Here is an 18,068-nt window from a genome sequence, read left to right as displayed (position 1 = left end):
CCGTACTCTTCAGTTCTGATCGTACCAGACGGTGCGGGACGAACCGGCCCGCATACCGGACCGGTTCGCCGCCTCAGCGCATCTCCGCCAGCCTACCGATCATAGGCCTTGGGCAGCGCGCCTTCCACCGGATTGGCATAGCGATTGCGCAGGCGCGTCTGGCGGCTGCCGGCGGGCTGCTGCACGCCGTCGATCCACACCGCGACCGCCGCCGAGGCGACCTCCAGCGGATCGCCGTCCCACAGCACCACGTCCGCCTTCCGGCCGGGGCGGAGCGAGCCGATCTCGCCGTCCAGGCCCAGCGCCTGCGCGGGCCGCGAGGTGATCGTGGCGAAGGCCTGGCCCCAGTCGAGACCCGTGGCGCCATCCACCTTGGTCAGTGCGACGAGATTGCCGGCGAACTGCTTGAGATAGCTCTCGTAGCTTTCCTCGCCCGCATCGATCGACGAGATCGCGACCATCACGCCCGCCTTCGCCATCCGCCCGACATTGGACTGGGTGGAGGCGATCATCTCGAACTGCTCGGGCAGGTCGGCATAAGCGGCGGCGATCACGGGCACGTGCGCGGCGGCGATCCGGTCGGCCACCGTCCAGCCCTCGGTCGCGCCCAGCAGCACCAGACGCAGTTTCGGGAATTCCCGCGTCAGCGCCAGCGCCGAAAGGATATCGCTCGCCCGCTCGGCATGGACGAGCAGCGGCATCCGCCCTTCGATCACCGGCACCAGCGCCTCCGCATCGGCGCGCGTCACCAGCACGTCGCGGGCGAGCGTGCCCGCCAGCGCCGGATTGCGCGCCGCCGCCAGCGCCGCGCGCAGCAGGGCCTGCGCGGCGGGGCGGCTGCCACCCCCATGCTTCATCGCCGTCTCGCCGAACTCGACGAACTGGAAGGCGCGCGCCTTGGTGACGGGATCGGGATCGGCACCAAGATCGATCACCGCGCCCTGCCCGCCGAACATCGTGTTGCCCGCCTCGGGCACCACCACGGCGCGCGTCATGCCCTTCGCGCGCTCGACGCCGAGGCGCGCGCTGACCGGGTTGATGCTCGTCGAAATGTCGATCGCGGCCGAGAAGGGCGTGCCCTTCGTCGAAAGGTCGTTCGATTCGGAGACGCCCTCGACATCGGCGAGGCCGAGCGTGCTGGTGCCCGCGACGAGGCCGGGCGACACCCATTTGCCCGTGGCGTCCACCACGCGCGCGCCGGCCGGCACCGCGACACCGGCGCCGGCGGCGACGACGCGGCCGTCCTTCACGACGACCGTGCCGTTAGGGATGGGCTGCGATCCATCGCCGATGGCGACGGTGCCGCCGGTGAAGGCGATCGTTTCCGCAAAGGCGGGCGCGGCGAGAAAAGCGGCCAACGCGACGGAAGCCCAAGGAGCAAGGCGCTTCACTTCACGTCTCCTTCGCCGGCCTGGCCCAGCTCGAAATCGGATACCGGCCGTCGCTTGGGATCGTGCATGTCATACATCAGCGCCCCGTCGACCCAGACCTTTTCGGGCCGCGTGTAGGTGCTGAACGGATCGCCGTTCCACAGCACGACGTCCGCCATCTTGCCCGGCTTCAGGCTGCCGGTGCGATCGGCGATGCCCAGCGCCTTGGCCGGATTGTAGCTCGCCCAGCGCCACGCCACTTCGCGCGGGATATCGATCCCCATGCGCAGGCCCGCCGCGCGCGCCTTGGCCACTTCCTGGTTCAGATGCTGAATGCCGTTCGGGCTGTCCGAATGGATCGTCGCGCAGGCGCCCCCATGCTCCAGCAGCGCCAGATTTTCGGGAATGCCGTCATAGCTTTCCATCTTGAAGCCGTACCAGTCGGCCCAGGCGGAGGCGCAGGTGTCGGCGGCCTTCAGCAGATCGGGGATCTTGTAGGCCTCCACCGAGTGCTGGAAGCTCGCGACATGGTAGCCGAACTCCTTGGCCATATCGAGGACGTTGGCCATCTCGTCGGCGCGGTAGCAGTGATTGTGGACGAGGATCTGGCCGGAAAGCACGCCCGCCAGCGTATCCATGCCGAGGTCGCGCGCGGGCGCCTCGCCGCCGTCCTTCTCATATTTGTCCCACTTGCGGCGATATTCCACCGCCTTCGCCCAGGTCTGGCGATCGACCGCGATATTGCCCATCCGCGTGGAGGGCGCGCGGCCCTTGCCGCCATAGACGCGCTTCGGATTCTCGCCGCAGGCCATCTTCAGCCCGTAGGGCGCGCCGGGGAACTTCATCCCCTGCACGGTGCGCGCATAGACGTTTTTGATCACGACCGAGCGGCCGCCCATCAGGTTGCCCGAGCCGGGCAGGATCTGCAGCGTGGTGACGCCGCCATTGGCCAGCGCGCGGCTGAAGCCCGGATCCTGCGGCCACACGCTATGCTCCGCCCACACTTCCGGCGTGGTGGGGTTGGTCATCTCGTTGCCGTCGGAATGCGCCTGCACGGCGGGCGAGGCATAGTCGCCCAGATGGCTGTGAATATCGATGATGCCGGGCGTCACCCACTTGCCCTGCCCGTCGATCACGGTGGCCCCGGCCGGCGCCTGCACCGTCTGGCCGACCGCGACGACCTTGCCGTCCGCGAACAGGATCTGCCCGTTGTCGATCCGCGCGCCCTCGCCGTCGAGGATCGTCGCGTTGGTCAGCAAAGTCGGCACGCCCGCATAGGCATGGTAGGTCGAGGGGAAGGGATCGCCCGTCCACGGCTCCGCCACCTTGGGCGAGGACGAGGAGGCCGATTTCGGCTTTGCGTCCGTGGACGCCGAACAGGCCGCCAGCCCGAGCAGGGCCAGCGCGGAAATTCGCTTAATTGACACCATTCATCCACTTCTTGATCAGCGGCGAGATCAGCAGCAGCACCGCGCCCAGCACGGCCGCCGCGATGCCGATCGTCCAGAAGACGCCCGCATAGGTGTTCAGGCTCACCTGAAGGTTGGTCACCTGACCGCCCACCGTCTCCACGCTCGCCACCTGCGCGACGAGCCCGGCCACATATTGCGCGCAGGCGATCGAGAGGAACCACAGGCCCATCATCAGGCCGACGACGCGCGCCAGGCTCAGCTTCGTGATCATCGAGAGGCCCACCGGCGAGATGCACAATTCGGCCGCCGAGTGGATCAGGTACAGCAGCGCCAGCCACCACACCGAGACGCGGAAATCCGGCCCGGCGAATTTGGTGCCATAGACGAGCGCGAGGAAGCCCACGCCCACGCCGATCAGCGCGATGCCGAACTTCACCGGCGTCGAGGGCTCGATCCCGCGCTTGGCCATCCCGTTCCACAGGATCGAGAAGAGCGGCGCCAGCGTGACGATGAAGAAGGCGTTGAAGAACTGCGTCTGCCCCGCCGAGATCGAGAAGAGGCCGAAGATCGACAGGTCCGTATTGCGATCGGCGAACAAAGTCAGCGACGATCCGGCCTGCTCGAACAATGTCCAGAAGACGACGTTGAAGACGATCATCACCATCGCCGCGAGCATCATCTGGAATTCGACGCGGCTGCCGTCCTTCCACGCCCAGATCAGGATGCCCGGCACGGCGCCGATGAAGCTGCCGAACAGGATCTTGCCCATGATCGGCAGGCCCAGCAGATAGCCGAGCAGGCCCGATCCGGCCTCGGGCGGCTTCGAATCCATCAGGTTCACGAACAGGAAGAGCGCCACCGGCACGGCGATCAGCGCGCCCGCATAGATCAGCAGCGAGCGATCCTTGGCCTGCCCTGCCGGCGGCTCGCCATAGCCGGCCAGCTTGCCGCCATCGAACTGGATCAGGCTGTAGGAGACGAGCATGCCGATCGCGGCGAGGCCGAAGCCCGCCCACCAGCCGACCACGGTGGCGAGCAAGGGGCACAGCAATTGCGAGAACAGGCTGCCGAGGTTGATGCCCATGTAGAAGATGGTGAAGCCCGCATCGCGGCGCTTGTCGCCCTTGGCGTAGAGCGCGCCCACCATCGTCGAGATGTTCGGCTTGAAGAAGCCGTTGCCCACCGTGAGGCACGAAAGCCCGACCAGCATCAGCATCGTGAAGAAGATGGAGCGCTCGCCATCGGGCACGAAACCGCCCTTGGCGATCGTGCGCGCGACCGCGCCTTCGGGGCTGGTGAGCGTGACCGTGCCGTCCTCGTGGCCCTTCACGGCGAGGCGGCGGCCATTGTCGATCACATATTGCTGGTCGCCGCCCGCCGCCTGATCCACGACGATCTCGTAGCGCGTGCCCTCGATCGTGGCGAAGGGCTTGGCCGGCTGGCCGCCGAAGCAGAGGATGAAATAGCCCAGCGACATCAGGATCGCGCCAAACTTCACCGATTTCTTGGAGCCGAGATAGCGATCCGCGATCAGCCCGCCGATCAGCGGCGTGAGGTAAACCAGCGCGGTGAAGCCGCCATAGAGGCCGGTCGTCGTGCTGTCGCTGAACAGGAAATGCTTGGCGAGATAGAGCGTGAGGAGCGCCCGCATCCCGTAATAGCCGAACCGTTCCCACATCTCCGTGGTGAACAGGCGGGCGAGCTGGCGCGGGTGGCCGAACCAGGTTTCTGCATCGGCCGGATTGACGTGGCTGATGTCCGGTTCTGCCGGGGAGGCTTCGGTTGCGGTCTCCATGCGACCCTTTTCTTCAATGCTTTGGCGCCGGGGCGTGCCCTCGGCTGGATGGGCGCGAACCTAGCGGCGAAATCCCGTGTGGGAAGAGATTGTTGGCGCGGGGCCGTGCTGGTAGCGGGCAATCCATGTTCAACGATCTCTCGTCCGCGGCCGCTCTGCTGGCCACACGCCGCTCCGGCAAGGCCCGCGATCTGGGTGCGCCGGGGCCGGATTCCGCCCAGCTCGATCGCATTCTGGCGGCGGCCACGCGCGTGCCCGATCACGGCAAGCTCGCCCCGTGGCGCTTCGTGATCGTGCCGCAGGACAGGCGCGCGGAGTTCGCCGAGCTGCTCCACGAGGCCTATGCCGCGCAGGCCGAGACGGTGGGCAAGATGGCGCGCGAGGCGATCGAGCAGTTCGCGCATCAGGCGCCCTGCCTGATCGTGGCGCTCTCCACCCCCGCCCATGCCAGCCACATCCCCATCTGGGAGCAGGAATTGTCGGCGGGCGCCGCCTGCCAGAATCTGCTGGTGGCCGCGCATGCCGAGGGATTCGTCGGCAATTGGCTCACCACCTGGGCGGCCTTCTCCCCCAAAGTGTGCCATGCCTTCGGTGGCGGACGCGATGCCCGCATCGCCGGTTTCCTCTTCATCGGCACGCCGCAGGCCGAGCTGGACGAGCGCCCCCGCCCCGATCGCGACAGCGTCGTCGCAATATGGCAGGGGCGCTGACTTAACACGATGGTTAGGGGCTTGCGCATTCCGCCATGCTGTGTTAGAACAGCATAACGCAATGTCCAGTGCCGATCGCCCTGTCTATCTCCGTCTGCGCGATCTCGTCATCGCGATGATCCTCGACGGCCGCATCCGGGAGGGCGATGCGCTTCCCTCGGTGCGGGCGCTGGCCGCCGAACATGGCGCCAATCCGCTGACGGTGGCCAAGGCCTATCAGACCTTCCAGGAAGACGGGATCGTCACCGTGCGGCGCGGCGTCGGCATGTTCGTGGTGTCGGGGGCGGCCGATCGGCTGCGCGTCGCCGCGCGCCGATCCTTCCTCGAGGACGAATGGCCCGAAATCGCCCAGCGCATCCGCCGCCTGGATCTCGATCCCGCCGACCTGCTCGACCATCTTCACGCCTGAGGGCGTCCGGTGCGCAACTCGAAATCCCGCTCGCGCTGAGCCTGTCGATTCCCAAAATCCGCTCGCACTGAGCTTGTCGAAGTGCCGTTCTTCCGTCTGCCTCCCCGTGCTTCGACAAGCTCGGCACGAACGGAGTAAGGATCGGGCTCCGCTTTCGACCGTGAGACGATGTTGACCGCCACCCGCCGCCTGCCCTTCTCCCCCGACGCGCCAGATGCGATCACGGAAGCCGCCGCCCTGATCCGCGCGGGTGCGCTCGTCGCGGTGCCGACCGAGACGGTCTATGGCCTCGCCGCCGACGCCACCGATGCCGCCGCCGTGGCCCGCATCTACGAGGCCAAGGGCCGCCCCTCCTTCAATCCGCTGATCGTGCACGTCCCCGATATGGCGGCGGCGGACGCGCTCGCCGATCTGGGCGAGACGGGCCGGCTGCTCGCGCACCGTTTCTGGCCCGGCCCGCTCACGATCGTAGCGCCGTTGCGCGCGGGCGCGCCGATCGCCTCGCTGGTGACGGCCGGGCTTTCCACCGTGGCGCTGCGCGTGCCCGCGCACCCGGCGATGCAGGCGCTGCTCGCCGCCTGCGGCCGCCCGCTCGCGGCGCCCTCCGCCAATGCCAGCGGCACGATCAGCCCCACCCGCGCGGACCATGTGCTGCGCTCGCTCGACGGCCGGATCGCGCTGGTGCTGGATGCGGGCGCCACCGGGCTCGGGCTGGAATCGACGATCGTGGGCGTGACGGGCGTGGGCGCGACGGACGGAACGCTCCGCCTGCTCCGCCCCGGCCCGATCACGCCCGAGGCGCTGACGGCGGCGACCGGCCTGCCCGTCTCCACCACCGACAACGGTTCGATCGAGGCACCCGGCCAGCTCGCCAGCCATTATGCCCCCGCGCACCCCGTCCGCCTCGGCGCGACCGAAGCCCGGCCCGGCGAATGGCTGATCGGCTTCGGCCCCGTCGCGGGCGACCGCACGCTCTCCCCCTCGGGCGATCTGGTGGAGGCCGCCGCCGCCCTGTTCGACGCGCTCCACGAAGCGGACATGTCCGCCCGCGCCGGCATCGCCGTGGCGCCCATCCCCGAAGAAGGCCTCGGCCTCGCGATCAACGACCGCCTTCACCGCGCTGCCGCGCCAAGGGATTAGCCACCCCTCATCCTCCCCCGCCTTATTGAGGGGCATTTACCGAACCCCGTCACCCCGGGCTTGACCCGGGGTCCCGCTTCTTCTGGCATCATCCGATCAAGGTACCGGACAGGTCTTCCCAATCAGGATTGGCCGTTTCGATCAGCGTGAATTTCCATTCGCGGCGCCACCGCTTCAGCCGCTTTTCATGCGCGATACAGTCGAGGATGTTGGACGAGAATTCCGCCCAGACGAGGAACTTGAGACCGTAGCGACGACAGAAATCCAATCCAGCACCAGCCCGGTGCTGATCGATCCGCGCCGCAAGATGAGCGGTGACGCCACGGACATCGTGCCGCGATAGCGATCGGCCATGATATGGACCCAGCCGCCCTTCATTTCCTGTCCCATCGGGCATCAGGATCAAGAAGCGGGACCCCGGGTCAAGCCCGGGGTGACGGTGGAAAGAGCAACCCCGTACCCACCATCACAGCCGTCCCGGGCCGCCCCAGACCCTATTTCGGCGGCTTGGTATTGTCGCTCGCCGCCACGCGCACGCGGCGCAGCGCGCCGCCGCTCAGGCCATCCGGCGTATCGGCCATGTCGATCACGCACATCGTCTTGAATTCGGGATGCGGGCCACACGCGACGCCCGCATAGCGCAGGTGGCCCGCGAACACGGCCGCGCGGTGGCCGCGATCGGGCACGCCGTCGTCCACGATCAGCTGGCGGATCACGTCGGACGCATCCACCGCGCCATAGGCGATCACCTCGGCCACCATCGGTCCGCCGCCGCGCTTGACGACGCGGTCGCCCGGCGCGGAGCCGTCCGCGCCATAATGGCCGGTGCGGCCGGACACGCTCTGCTCGGCCACATGATCGGCGGCCGCCTGGGCGAGGATGTCCGCCTGCGTCAGCGGCGTCAGCGAGCCCTGCGTGGCGAGCGTCGTGATCGCCTCGTCCACCGGCGCGGTGCCCTCCACCGTCTCGAAATCCACCGGATTGCCCGGCATCGTCACGATGTTCGCCTTGAAGTAGCCGCGATAGGTCTTTAGTCCGCCCGCATAGGCCGCCGGATCGGTCCGCGCGGCATTCAGCGCGGCGAGAACGTCGCGGGTGAGCGCCGCCGGAGAGGACGGCGCCTGCGCATGGGTCGCCTGCGCCGCGAATGCGGACGCAAGAATGCCGACCGATGCACAAAACGCTCGCACGCCTTACCTTTGCCCCATGGAGACGGAAACTGTCATGAGCGTCCGTGCTACCAGAGGGGCATTAGCAGAACATGAAAGGTCCGAAAACGACCTGTTGCGATTCCGTTACGGATCCCGGCGCTTGACGTCTTTATCATCGGCACCTCACCCTCGCGCGTACATGTGAAGGAACGGCAACGTCATCTTATGAAACTGGTCGTCGTAGAATCCCCCGCAAAAGCGAAGACGATCGAGGCGTATCTCGGTCCGGGCCACAAGGTGCTCGCTTCCTACGGTCATGTGCGTGACCTCCCAGCCAAGGACGGATCGGTCGATCCGGACCAGGGCTTTGCGATGGAATGGGAGACCTATCCGGACAAAGCGAGCCGGCTGAAGGCGATCGCCGATGAAGCGAAGGGCGCCGAGTCGCTGATTCTCGCGACTGACCCTGATCGCGAGGGGGAGGCGATCAGCTGGCACGTTCAGGAGGTGCTGAAGAAGCGCAAGGTGCTGCCGGCCGACACGCGCCGCGTCACCTTCAACGCGATCACCAAGGCCGCCGTGCTGGAGGCGATGGCGAACCCGCGCGCGCTGGACGAGGATCTGATCGATGCGTACCGGGCGCGCCGCGCGCTCGATTATCTCGTCGGCTTCACGCTCTCGCCCGTTTTATGGCGCAAGTTGCCGGGGGCCAAGTCGGCCGGCCGCGTGCAATCGGTGTCGCTGCGCCTCGTCGTCGATCGCGAGCGCGAGATCGAGCTGTTCCGCGCGCAGGAATATTGGTCGGTCACGGCCGCGCTGGAGCAGGATGGCGTGGGCTTCTCCGCCCGCTTGGTCCGTTGGAAGGGGCAGAAGCTCGATCGCCTCTCGATCGGCAACCAGGGCGATGCCGAGGCCGCCAAGCGCGATGTCGAGGCGGGCCGGTTCACCGTCGTCAGCGTCGAGACCAAGCCGCTCACGCGCAATCCCCCGCCGCCCTTCACCACCTCCACGCTGCAGCAGGAGGCCGCGCGCAAGCTCGGCTTCTCCGCCAGCCACACGATGCGCGTCGCCCAGGATCTCTACGAGCAGGGCGCGATCACCTATATGCGCACCGACGGCGTGCAGATGGACCACAGCGCCATCTCGGCCGCGCGCGGCGCCATCGCGAACCGCTATGACGGCAGCTACGTGCCCGATCAGCCGCGCCAGTACACCACCAAGGCGAAGAATGCGCAGGAAGCACATGAGGCGATCCGCCCGACCGATTTCGGCCGCGACCGGATCGGCGGCGGCGATCATGCGCGCCTCTACGAGCTGGTGTGGAAGCGCGCGCTCGCCAGCCAGATGGCCTCGGCGCGGCTGGAGCGCACCACGGTCGAGCTGACCGACGGCACCGGCCAGAATGCCTTGCGCGCCACCGGCCAGGTCGTGCTCTTCCCCGGCTATCTCGCGCTCTACGAGGAAGGCCGCGACGATGAGGGGGACGAGGATGCGAAGCGCCTGCCCCGCATGTCCGAGGGCGATGCGCCCGCGAAGAAGGACGTGCTGGCCGAGCAGCATTTCACCCAGCCGCCGCCGCGTTATTCGGAAGCCAGCCTCGTCAAGAAGATGGAGGAACTCGGCATCGGGCGCCCCTCCACCTACGCCTCGATCCTGCAGACGCTGAAGGATCGCGAATATGTGCGGCTGGAGAAGAACCGCTTCCACGCCAACGAGAGCGGCCGTCTGGTGACGGCCTTCCTCGAGCGCTTCTTCGAACGCTACGTCTCGTATGATTTCACCGCGGGGCTCGAGGATCAGCTGGATGAGGTGTCCGGCGGCCGGGCCGACTGGCAGGCCGTGCTGGAAGCCTTCTGGCGCGATTTCAAGCCGAAGACGGCCGAGGTGATGGAGCAGAAGCCGTCGGAGGTGACGGCCGCGCTCGACACCTTCCTCGAGCCCTTCCTGTTCCCCGACAAGGGCGACGGCGTGGATGCGCGCCTGTGCCCCAATTGCGGCAACGGGCGTCTGGCGCTACGCGGCGGCCGCTTCGGCGCGTTCGTCGCCTGCTCCAACTATCCCGAGTGCAAATATACGCGCCGCTTCGCGCAGGGCGGCAGCGAGGAATCGGCCGACACCGGCCCGGTCGAGCTGGGCCGCGATCCGGTGACGGGCGCCGAGGTCACGCGCCGCACCGGCCGCTTCGGCGCCTATGTCCAGCTCGGCGACGAGAAGGACGCCAAGCGCGCCTCCATCCCCAAGGATGTGGGCGAGGTGGAGCTGGAGATGGCGCTGAAGTTGCTGTCCTTGCCCCGCACGGTCGGCCTGCATCCGGAATCGGGCAAGGAGATCGTCGCGTCGATCGGTCGCTACGGGCCCTATCTGGCGCATGACGGCAAATATGCGCGCCTCCAGTCCACCGCCGAGGTGTTCGAGACGGGCATGAATCTCGCCGTCACCAAGCTGGCGGAGGCGGCGGCGGGCGGCGGACGCGGTGCGCGCGGCGCCTCGCGCGAGCCGATCGCGGCGTTCGGCGACAGCCCCGTCACGGGCAAGCCGGTGAAGGTGATGGAGGGCCGCTTCGGCCCCTATGTCACCGACGGCGAGACCAACGCGACCCTGCCCAAGGGCACCGACCCGAAGACGCTGACCGAGGAAGCCGCACTGGTGCTGCTGGCCGAGCGCGCCGCCAAGGGCCCGGCCAAGGGCAAGAAGAAGGCCGCGCCCAAGGCCGCCCCGAAGGCTGCGGCGGCGAAAAAGGCCCCCGCCAAGAAGGCTCCGGCGAAGAAGGCGCCCGCGAAGAAGGCCGCCAAGTAAGGCGGCGAAATAAGCTCCGGCGGCGGCGGTTCTTCTCCGCCGCTGCCGCGTTGGGGCGACGGGTGCAGCCATCGCCGGGAGATTGGCATGAGCGGTCGTCACGTCCTCATCATCGGCATCGCGCCGAACGCGGTCGATTTTTCGGATCCGGACCTGCCGCCGGGCGCGGATGCGGACACGATCGCGGCCGGGCTGCACGAGGCGCAGCGCCTGTTCGCGGAGCAGGGCGACGCCTGCGATCTCTGCCTGCTCGATCTGAAGGGACCGCCCGAGGCGCCGATCGCCGCGCAGCTGGCCAGCCGCCCCTACGATTGCATCGTGATCGGCGGCATCCGCATTCCGAAGGCCAATCTCGAATTGTTCGAGGCGGTGGTGAACGCGGTCCATCGCCACGCGCCCGTCGTCCCGATCGCCTTCAACACCGCGCCGGCCAACAGCGTGGAGGCGGCCGGGCGCTGGATGGGGCAAGGCCGGGTCACGCCGGGCGGGTGAGCGGCCTCTTGCCCTTGGTCCGGCTGGTCAGATGATAGGCGCCGCACCGATCGCAGCGATAGGGCCGGAGCGTGATCGCAGCCGCCAGCGCCTCGGCCACGGCCGCCTCTTCGGACGCAAAGCGCCGCTTGCGCGCACAAATGCTCTGCCGGGTCCGCATGAGGGCCTCCGTCCCGCCGATCGGCCGTCGATGCAAGCCCCGCTGCCCCCTCCCCCGTCATTCCCGCGCAAGCGGGAATGACGGCCTGCCCGGGAGCGGACGCTCGCGCCCATCAGCCCAAGCGCCGAGCCCCTTTTGCCCGGCCCGCTTAAAACCACATCCAGGGCCAGCGCGCGTCCAGATCGCGGAACCTGCGGACGATATCGTCGCGGATGCGCTCCGCTTCCGATCGCGAAGACGCGCTCAATCGGGCGACGGTCGTCACGCCATTGACGATCACGACCTGAAACGCGCCATCCCGTGCGGGGACCTCCCGCACTTCTCCGGTAAATCCTGTCATGCCGACATGACGTTACGCCGGCACCGGACCCGCACACTTTCGCATCATCCGGCAACCGGAAGGACCGGAAAAGAGCGAGAAACGAGAAGATCGACGCCACACTCGCGCCGCGATCAGCGCCCGCCCGGCATCATTCCACGATCAGGTGATAGGCCGCCTCATCGATGATATCCCTGAGCCTTTGCTGATCCAATCGCAGCTTGATCCCCTCCGGCACACAACCGCCCATGGAAGGGATAAATCTCGGAAGAATTTTTGATACTTCCAGATTTTCCGTCTTCGCCGCGTTGCGCCGGCGCTGCATGGCGATGAAATTGGCGCCTTCGACCTCCGGATCGACCGCATGGATCAAGGCCGTCACGTCCGCCCAATCCTTCCTCGCCAGACACAGTCCGAGATCCGCTACGACGATGGCGTTTGCGATGTCCGGCCGCGAGGCGTCGGGAGATGGCTGATACCAGCGCTGCGGGTCCGTCGATGCCCCAAGGTCACGCGGCAATGTCTTCCGTCGGGACTGCAGCATGGCGCGAACAAGAGCGGGCCGCATGGCCCCTGCGTCGTAAATCTCGAGCCACCCTCCCGCAGCTTGGGCATAAGGATCGAAACAGGCGGAGAATCGCGGCTCGTTGCGCTTGACGAGGGCCGCCTCCTCCGCCGTCCCGGGAAGCGTTTGAAGCCATGCCGCGATGAGGTCCGGCTCCCGTTTGATCAAGCAGCGGGACACGGCGGGCGTCATCCTGCTGGCCCATGTGTTGACCGCGCGCGGCTCGGCCTGAACTTCGCCGCAACCGGCCAAAAAGACCGCAATCGTCGCGGCCACATCGCGTATCCGTCGCCACCCGTCTCTCATTCCGACAGGGTGTGACGGCGGCGGTTGACGAGCAAGCCCGCTGAGAAACCGAATGATCGGAAATAGGGCAAAAAACGCCCTGCAACACCACCACTCTCCCGGCGGCGCAGTCAGCCCGCGATCAGCGCCCCGGCCAGACGGCCAAAGTCGTATCCACGATCGTCCGCAGATCGGGGCAGCCGGTGCCGCAGCCGGCCTGCACGGCCAGCCCCTGCATCACGGCGGTCAGATAGCGCGCCAGCGCGCAGGGATCGATATGTTCGGGCAGGTCGCCCTCGGCCTTGGCGCGCGCGAAGCGATCGATCAGCGCCTGCTTGGAGCCGGCCTGCCGCGCGATCACGTCGTCGCGAATCGATTCGGCCTCCTGGCTGCACGCCACCGTGCTGATCACGCCGAGGCAGCCCTTGGGATCGCAGGTGCTCTGCTGCATCTCCAGCGCGCCCATCAGCAGCCGTTCGGCCACGCCGCGCGATGTCTCCGCCTCCAGCGCGGTGCGCATATAGGCCATCTTCTCTTTCTCGTAGAGATCGAGGGCCTTCTTGAAGAGCGATTCCTTGTTGCCGAACGCCCCGTAGAGACTCGGCTTGGTCAGCCCCATCTCGGCGGTCAGTTCCGCCATCGACGCGCCCTCATAGCCGCGTTTCCAGAAGACGCGCAGGGCGGCGGCAAGTGCGACCTCGGGGTCGAACTCGCGCGGGCGACCTTTCGTCACGGGGGCGCAAATGGTTTCCATACCGAGCGGTATATAGTGGCGCCGGGTTAAATGTCCATGAGCAGGAGACGAGCGGCGGGGGCACACAGGACGAGCCGTGGGCCACCCCCGATATAATCCGCGCAGCCCCTCTTTTCGATCCGCCGCGAGGCCCCATCTGGCGGCCGTATCGCCCGCCGACTCCCGGTCCGGGCGCCAGCAAAGGACATCGCATGATCATCGATCTCAGCGGCAAGACCGCCCTCGTCACCGGATCGACCGAGGGGATCGGCTTCGCCGCCGCGAAGGGCCTCGCCGCCGCCGGCGCCACGGTGATCGTGAACGGCCGTAGCCCCGAAAAGGCCGAAGCCGCGGCGCAACGCCTGCGCGATGCCGTGCCGGGCGCCACCGTCCGCGCCGCCGCCGCCGATCTGGGCACGGCCGAGGGTTGCGCGGCCCTGTTCGCGGCCGAGCCCGCCGTCGACATCCTCGTCAACAATGCCGGCATCTTCCAGCCGGGCGATTTCTTCGAGACGGACGATGCTGCCTGGGATCGCCACTGGCAGGTCAACGTGATGTCCACGGTGCGCCTGTCGCGCGCCTATCTGCCCGCGATGGAGCAGGCCGGCTGGGGCCGCGTGATCTTCCTCGCCTCCGAAAGCGCGTTCAACATTCCGGTCGAGATGATCCACTATGGCGTCAGCAAGACGGCCGACGTGGCGGTGGCGCGCGGCCTCGCCAAGCGGATGGCGGGCACGGGCGTCACCGTGAACTCGGTCCTGCCCGGGCCGACGCTCAGCGAGGGCGTGGCGGCGATGCTGGACGACGGCGACGCCAGCAAATCGGTCGAGGACAAGGGCAAGGATTTCATCGCCGCCCATCGCCCCGGCTCGCTCATCAAGCGCCTCGCGACCGTGGAGGAAGTGGCGAACCTGATCGTCTACGTCGCCTCGCCCCAGGCCTCGGCCACCACCGGCGCGGCGCTGCGGGTGGATGGCGGTCTGGTCGATACGCTGTGAGGTAAGCATCGCTCCCCTCCCGTCATGCTGAACTCGTTTCAGGATGACGGGAAAAGGGAATGTCGGATCGCCCCACCACCGCCGCAGCGCGCCGCATCCACGGCGGCTTGACCGATACGCCGATGTGATCCCCGACGTGCTCCTGCGAACGCAGGAGCCCAGGGCCACAGGCGCCGCCGCTAATAGTCGTCATTACGAGCGCAGCGAAGCAATGGCGATCGGAGCGAAGCCGGGCTGGTTGGAATCACCCCTCCCCTTCAGGGGAGGGGGCGGGGGTGGGGCAGTGCGGCTGGGCCGTTCGCTCGCAGTGAGGCCCCACCCCAACCCCTCCCCTGAAGGGGAGGGGCTATGTATGAACCCAGCCCAAAGCCGCTCTAGCTGACCACCGGCTCCAGCACGCGGATCGTCGCCGCATCCGCGTCCACCTCGACCATCGCGCCTACCGGCAGGCTGAACTGGTTGGCGATATGGCCGAACATCGCGCCCTCGAACGCGGGGATGCCGAGCGGCTCCAGATGCTGCTGCAGCACTTCGGAGAGCGTGAAATTGCCATAGCCCGCGCCCGTATTCACGCATTCGGTGCACTGGCCGAAGACGACACCCTTCAGCTTGCCGAGCACGCCCCCGAGCGACAATTGGGTCAGCATCCGGTCGATCCGGTATTCGGCCTCGTTCGTATCCTCGATGAAGAGGATCGCGCCCGTGAAATCGGGCAGATAGGGCGTCCCCATCAGCGCGGTCAGCACGGTGAGGTTGCCCCCCAGCAATCGCCCCTGCGCCTTCCCGCCTTTGATCGTCCGCGTCCGCCACTGGCGCGGCACCAGCCGGTCCTCCACGCTCTGCGGATTGGCGTAGGTCGGCGTCGCGCCGTCGAAGGCGAGCGCGCGGAACGGCTCCCACGAGGCCTTGCCCCAGGCGCTCGACGCATTGGGTCCGTGGATCGTGGTGAAGCCGGCATGGGCGGCGAACGCCATGTGCAGCGCGGTGATGTCGCTATAGCCGATCAGCAGCTTGGGATTGGCGCGGATCGTCGCGAAATCGAGGTAGGGCAGCATGCGCGCGCAGCCCCAGCCGCCGCGCACCGCGAACACCGCCTTCACGTCCTTGTCGGCATACATGGCGTTGACGTCGGCGGCGCGGGCCCGATCCTCGCCCGCCAGATAGCCATATTTCTTGCCGAGCGTCGCCCCCGCCTTGGGCACGAGACCCATCGCCCGGATCGTCTCCTTCACCGGCTCCAGATCATAGACGTCGTCGGTGAAACCGGCGGGCTCGATCAGCCCCACCGTATCGCCCGCCTTCAGCCGGGGCGGCTTGCGGGTGGGCTGCAGGGTCGCGAGTGCGGGAGCCGTGAGCAAAGCCGCGCCCGCCGCCCCCATGGCCGCTATCGCCTGCAAGGTCGCGCGCCGATCGATCATGCCGTTCTCCATTCCAGGCCCACCACCGTCATCCCGGCCTTGCGCCGGGATCCCGCTTCTTCTTTCCCACGCCCCTTACGTCCTCCCACGCCCCTTTTCGTCATCCCCGCGCAGGCGGAGATCCATCAGCCGCAGCCTATCGATCAGATCGGCGACGCCGCGACAATGGATTCCCGCCTGCGCGGGAATGACGGACGGTGAACGTTCAGGGCCAATCGACATTCCGCCATTTCCCCGTTCGCGCATCCCGCGAGGTAGGCCGAACAGTCTGTGAGCGCCTCCCATCCCCCGTTCGTTCTGAGCGAAGTCGAAGAACGTGCTGCGAACGACGTCGCCTGAGGCCCGTGCTTCGACAGGCTCAGCACGAACGGGTCAGATGGGGCAAATGTCGATACGCCCTCACGCGTCGATCGTGCGATCCTCGACATTGTCGATCAGCGGCGGATCCGCCGGCTCGGCCACGTCCAGCGTCGCTTCCATCGCCGCCAGCATCGCCGATCCGCCCTCTTCCGCGCTCGACGCGCCCGAGCGCATGAACGCGAACAGCTCGCGCCCCGTGCCGGAGCGCTGGCGCGGCCGGGGGGTCGCCGGGCGCATCGCCCATTCGGCCGGGTCGACCAGCACGTCGATCTGCCCGTCGTCGGCCGAGATGCGGACGAGGTCGCCGTCGCGCAATTTGCCGATCGGCCCGCCCGCCAGCGCCTCGGGCGTCAGGTGGATCGCCGCCGGCACCTTGCCCGACGCGCCCGACATGCGCCCGTCGGTGAGCAAAGCCACCTTGAAGCCCTTGTCCTGGATCGAGCTGAGCGGCGGGGTCAGCTTGTGCAGCTCCGGCATGCCGTTCGCCTGCGGCCCCTGGAAGCGGACCACGATCACGACGTCGCAGAACAGCTCGCCCGCCTTGTACGCGCGCACCACATCGTCCTGCTCGTCGAACACGCGCGCCGGCGCCTCGATCGTCCAACGCTCGGGGTCGACCGCGCTCGCCTTGAAGATCGCGCGGCCCAGATTGCCCGCGATCAGGCGCATGCCGCCGTCCGGCTGGAACGGCGCCGAGGCCGGGCGCAGCATCTTCTCGTCACGCGTCTCGACAGCCGGAACCCACTCCAGCTTCTCCGCCGCGTCCAGTTGCGGCGCGCAGCCATAGGCCGCCATGCCGCCCTTCCACACGGTCAGGATATCGTCGTGCACCAGCCCCGCCTCCAGCAGGGTGTGGATCGTGAAGGCGATGCCGCCCGCCTCGTGATAGCCGTTCACGTCGCCCGGCCCGTTCGGATAGACGCGCGCGATCAGCGGCACGGCGGACGAGATCCGGTCCAGATCCTCCCAGTCGATCAGGATCCCCGCCGCGCGCGCGATCGCGGGCAGGTGGATCGCGTGGTTGGTCGATCCGCCCGTCGCCAGCAGGCCCACCGCCGCGTTCACGATCGCCTTCTCGTCCACGCACAGGCCGAGCGGGCGATAATCGTCGCCGCTCCAGCCGATCTCGGTCAGGCGGTGGACGGCGGCGCGGGTCAGTTCCTGACGCAGCTTCGTGCCCGGATGGACGAAGGAGGAAGCGGGCACGTGCAGGCCCATCATCTCCATCATCATCTGGTTGGAATTGGCCGTGCCGTAGAAGGTGCAGGTGCCGGCCGAGTGATAGGATTTGCTCTCGCCCTCCAGCAGCGCATCCTCGCCCACCTTGCCCTCGGCATAATCCTGCCGGATGCGGGCCTTCTCCTTGTTGGGCAGGCCGGTGCCCATCGGCCCCGACGGGATCAGGATCGTCGGCAGGTGGCCGAAGCGCAGCGCGCCGATCATCAGCCCCGGCACGATCTTGTCGCAGATGCCGAGCAAGGCCGCGCCCTCGAACATGCCGTGGCTGAGGCCGATCGCGGTGGAGAGCGCGATCGTGTCGCGGCTGAACAGCGACAGCTCCATGCCCGGCTGGCCCTGCGTCACGCCGTCGCACATCGCCGGCACGCCGCCCGCCACCTGCGCCGTCGCCCCCACTTCGCGCGCGAAGATCTTCATCTGCTCCGGATAGCGGCCATAGGGCTGATGCGCGGAGAGCATGTCGTTATAGGCGGTGACGATGCCGATGTTCATCGCGCGCTGGGCGATGATCGCTTTCTTGTCCTCGCCCGAGGCCGCGAAGCCGTGCGCGAGATTGCCGCACGACAGGCGCGGGCGATCCACCCCCGTCTCCCGCTCGGACGCGATCAGGCGGAGATAGGCGGCGCGCGTCGTCCGCGATCGCTCGATGATACGGTCGGTGACGGCGGCGATGCGGGGATCGAGGGTCATGGCTCAGTCCTGCAGGTACGGGGTGA

16 protein-coding genes and 1 pseudogene are annotated in these 18,068 nt (G+C 67.8%); 6 read left to right on the top strand and 11 right to left on the bottom strand.

Annotation, left to right across the window (positions count from 1 at the left end):
* Positions 1-92: 92 nt before the first annotated feature.
* The 3 genes from HL653_RS08250 to HL653_RS08240 are packed head-to-tail and all read right to left on the bottom strand — an operon-like array spanning position 93 to position 4,577.
* The gene (locus HL653_RS08250) at positions 93-1,391 is read right to left on the bottom strand and encodes an amidohydrolase family protein (protein WP_171744095.1); all 1,299 of its coding nucleotides are present in this window, start codon (positions 1,389-1,391) and stop codon (positions 93-95) included.
* A complete protein-coding gene (locus HL653_RS08245; RefSeq protein ID WP_171744094.1) occupies positions 1,388-2,800 on the bottom strand; it encodes an amidohydrolase in 1,413 nt (470 codons plus the stop codon). The genes HL653_RS08250 and HL653_RS08245 overlap by 4 nt, the downstream gene beginning before the upstream one ends.
* The gene (locus tag HL653_RS08240) at positions 2,787-4,577 is read right to left on the bottom strand and encodes a peptide MFS transporter (RefSeq protein ID WP_171744093.1); all 1,791 of its coding nucleotides are present in this window, start codon (positions 4,575-4,577) and stop codon (positions 2,787-2,789) included. The genes HL653_RS08245 and HL653_RS08240 overlap by 14 nt, the downstream gene beginning before the upstream one ends.
* Positions 4,578-4,702: 125 nt before the next feature.
* Here HL653_RS08240 and HL653_RS08235 point away from each other — a divergent pair, with 125 nt between their 5' ends.
* From HL653_RS08235 to HL653_RS08225, 3 genes are all read left to right on the top strand, one after another.
* On the top strand, positions 4,703-5,287 hold the full coding sequence (locus HL653_RS08235) for a nitroreductase (protein ID WP_171744092.1): 585 nt from the start codon (positions 4,703-4,705) through the stop codon (positions 5,285-5,287).
* A gap of 61 nt (positions 5,288-5,348) precedes the next feature.
* A complete protein-coding gene (locus tag HL653_RS08230; RefSeq protein ID WP_171744091.1) occupies positions 5,349-5,696 on the top strand; it encodes a GntR family transcriptional regulator in 348 nt (115 codons plus the stop codon).
* A gap of 168 nt (positions 5,697-5,864) precedes the next feature.
* Complete coding sequence (locus HL653_RS08225; RefSeq protein WP_171744090.1) at positions 5,865-6,836, top strand: L-threonylcarbamoyladenylate synthase; 972 nt, start codon at positions 5,865-5,867, stop codon at positions 6,834-6,836.
* 88 nt (positions 6,837-6,924) lie between these two features.
* On the opposite strand, the pseudogene HL653_RS08220 reads toward HL653_RS08225, so the two are convergent.
* Together HL653_RS08220 and HL653_RS08215 are read right to left on the bottom strand one after the other, a co-directional pair.
* Positions 6,925-7,226, bottom strand: a pseudogene (locus HL653_RS08220) (GIY-YIG nuclease family protein).
* Positions 7,227-7,330: 104 nt separating this feature from the next.
* Entirely contained in the window at positions 7,331-8,026 is a 696-nt protein-coding gene (locus tag HL653_RS08215; RefSeq protein ID WP_253717726.1) for a CAP domain-containing protein, read from the bottom strand.
* Positions 8,027-8,212: 186 nt separating this feature from the next.
* Between HL653_RS08215 and topA the strand changes: the two genes are divergently transcribed.
* On the top strand, positions 8,213-10,783 hold the full coding sequence (gene topA, locus HL653_RS08210; RefSeq protein ID WP_171744089.1) for a type I DNA topoisomerase: 2,571 nt from the start codon (positions 8,213-8,215) through the stop codon (positions 10,781-10,783).
* Positions 10,784-10,870: 87 nt separating this feature from the next.
* Positions 10,871-11,275, top strand: coding sequence for a hypothetical protein (locus HL653_RS08205; RefSeq protein ID WP_171744088.1), 405 nt, complete (start codon positions 10,871-10,873; stop codon positions 11,273-11,275).
* Here HL653_RS08205 and HL653_RS08200 read toward each other — a convergent pair.
* The 4 genes from HL653_RS08200 to HL653_RS08185 all read right to left on the bottom strand — a co-directional run bounded on the left by HL653_RS08200 (position 11,259) and on the right by HL653_RS08185 (position 13,358).
* Positions 11,259-11,435 (bottom strand): hypothetical protein, encoded by a 177-nt coding sequence (locus HL653_RS08200; RefSeq protein WP_171744087.1) that lies wholly within the window; start codon positions 11,433-11,435, stop codon positions 11,259-11,261. The genes HL653_RS08205 and HL653_RS08200 overlap by 17 nt on opposite strands.
* Before the next feature lie 148 nt (positions 11,436-11,583).
* Positions 11,584-11,775 (bottom strand): hypothetical protein, encoded by a 192-nt coding sequence (locus HL653_RS08195; RefSeq protein ID WP_171744086.1) that lies wholly within the window; start codon positions 11,773-11,775, stop codon positions 11,584-11,586.
* Positions 11,776-11,905: 130 nt separating this feature from the next.
* Positions 11,906-12,595, bottom strand: coding sequence for a hypothetical protein (locus HL653_RS08190; protein WP_171744085.1), 690 nt, complete (start codon positions 12,593-12,595; stop codon positions 11,906-11,908).
* Positions 12,596-12,746: 151 nt separating this feature from the next.
* A complete protein-coding gene (locus HL653_RS08185) occupies positions 12,747-13,358 on the bottom strand; it encodes a TetR/AcrR family transcriptional regulator (RefSeq protein WP_171744084.1) in 612 nt (203 codons plus the stop codon).
* Between the two features lie 191 nt (positions 13,359-13,549).
* On the opposite strand from HL653_RS08185, the gene HL653_RS08180 reads away from it, so the two are divergent.
* Positions 13,550-14,335 (top strand): SDR family NAD(P)-dependent oxidoreductase, encoded by a 786-nt coding sequence (locus tag HL653_RS08180; RefSeq protein WP_171744083.1) that lies wholly within the window; start codon positions 13,550-13,552, stop codon positions 14,333-14,335.
* Between the two features lie 374 nt (positions 14,336-14,709).
* Here the strand turns inward: HL653_RS08180 and HL653_RS08175 are convergent, their stop codons facing one another.
* The gene (locus tag HL653_RS08175) at positions 14,710-15,753 is read right to left on the bottom strand and encodes an LD-carboxypeptidase (RefSeq protein ID WP_253717724.1); all 1,044 of its coding nucleotides are present in this window, start codon (positions 15,751-15,753) and stop codon (positions 14,710-14,712) included.
* Between the two features lie 399 nt (positions 15,754-16,152).
* The gene (gene edd, locus HL653_RS08170; protein WP_171744082.1) at positions 16,153-18,042 is read right to left on the bottom strand and encodes a phosphogluconate dehydratase; all 1,890 of its coding nucleotides are present in this window, start codon (positions 18,040-18,042) and stop codon (positions 16,153-16,155) included.
* Between the last annotated feature and the right edge of the window lie 26 nt (positions 18,043-18,068).

The sequence above is a fragment of the Sphingomonas sp. AP4-R1 genome (genome assembly GCF_013113735.1).
Lineage (GTDB): Bacteria > Pseudomonadota > Alphaproteobacteria > Sphingomonadales > Sphingomonadaceae > Sphingomonas_I.
This window is presented reverse-complemented; position numbering and strand designations above follow the sequence as displayed.

Excerpts from the sequence above, each read along its gene's own strand:
- HL653_RS08245 (WP_171744094.1), bottom strand. The coding sequence starts at position 2,800 with ATGGTGTCAATTAAGCGAATTTCCGCGCTGGCCCTGCTCGGGCTGGCG.
- HL653_RS08240 (WP_171744093.1), bottom strand. The coding sequence starts at position 4,577 with ATGGAGACCGCAACCGAAGCCTCCCCGGCAGAACCGGACATCAGCCAC.
- HL653_RS08235 (WP_171744092.1), top strand. The coding sequence starts at position 4,703 with ATGTTCAACGATCTCTCGTCCGCGGCCGCTCTGCTGGCCACACGCCGC.
- HL653_RS08230 (WP_171744091.1), top strand. The coding sequence starts at position 5,349 with ATGTCCAGTGCCGATCGCCCTGTCTATCTCCGTCTGCGCGATCTCGTC.
- HL653_RS08225 (WP_171744090.1), top strand. The coding sequence starts at position 5,865 with ATGTTGACCGCCACCCGCCGCCTGCCCTTCTCCCCCGACGCGCCAGAT.
- topA (WP_171744089.1), top strand. The coding sequence starts at position 8,213 with ATGAAACTGGTCGTCGTAGAATCCCCCGCAAAAGCGAAGACGATCGAG.
- HL653_RS08205 (WP_171744088.1), top strand. The coding sequence starts at position 10,871 with ATGAGCGGTCGTCACGTCCTCATCATCGGCATCGCGCCGAACGCGGTC.
- HL653_RS08200 (WP_171744087.1), bottom strand. The coding sequence starts at position 11,435 with ATGCGGACCCGGCAGAGCATTTGTGCGCGCAAGCGGCGCTTTGCGTCC.
- HL653_RS08195 (WP_171744086.1), bottom strand. The coding sequence starts at position 11,775 with ATGACAGGATTTACCGGAGAAGTGCGGGAGGTCCCCGCACGGGATGGC.
- HL653_RS08185 (WP_171744084.1), bottom strand. The coding sequence starts at position 13,358 with ATGGAAACCATTTGCGCCCCCGTGACGAAAGGTCGCCCGCGCGAGTTC.
- HL653_RS08180 (WP_171744083.1), top strand. The coding sequence starts at position 13,550 with ATGATCATCGATCTCAGCGGCAAGACCGCCCTCGTCACCGGATCGACC.
- HL653_RS08175 (WP_253717724.1), bottom strand. The coding sequence starts at position 15,753 with ATGATCGATCGGCGCGCGACCTTGCAGGCGATAGCGGCCATGGGGGCG.
- edd (WP_171744082.1), bottom strand. The coding sequence starts at position 18,042 with ATGACCCTCGATCCCCGCATCGCCGCCGTCACCGACCGTATCATCGAG.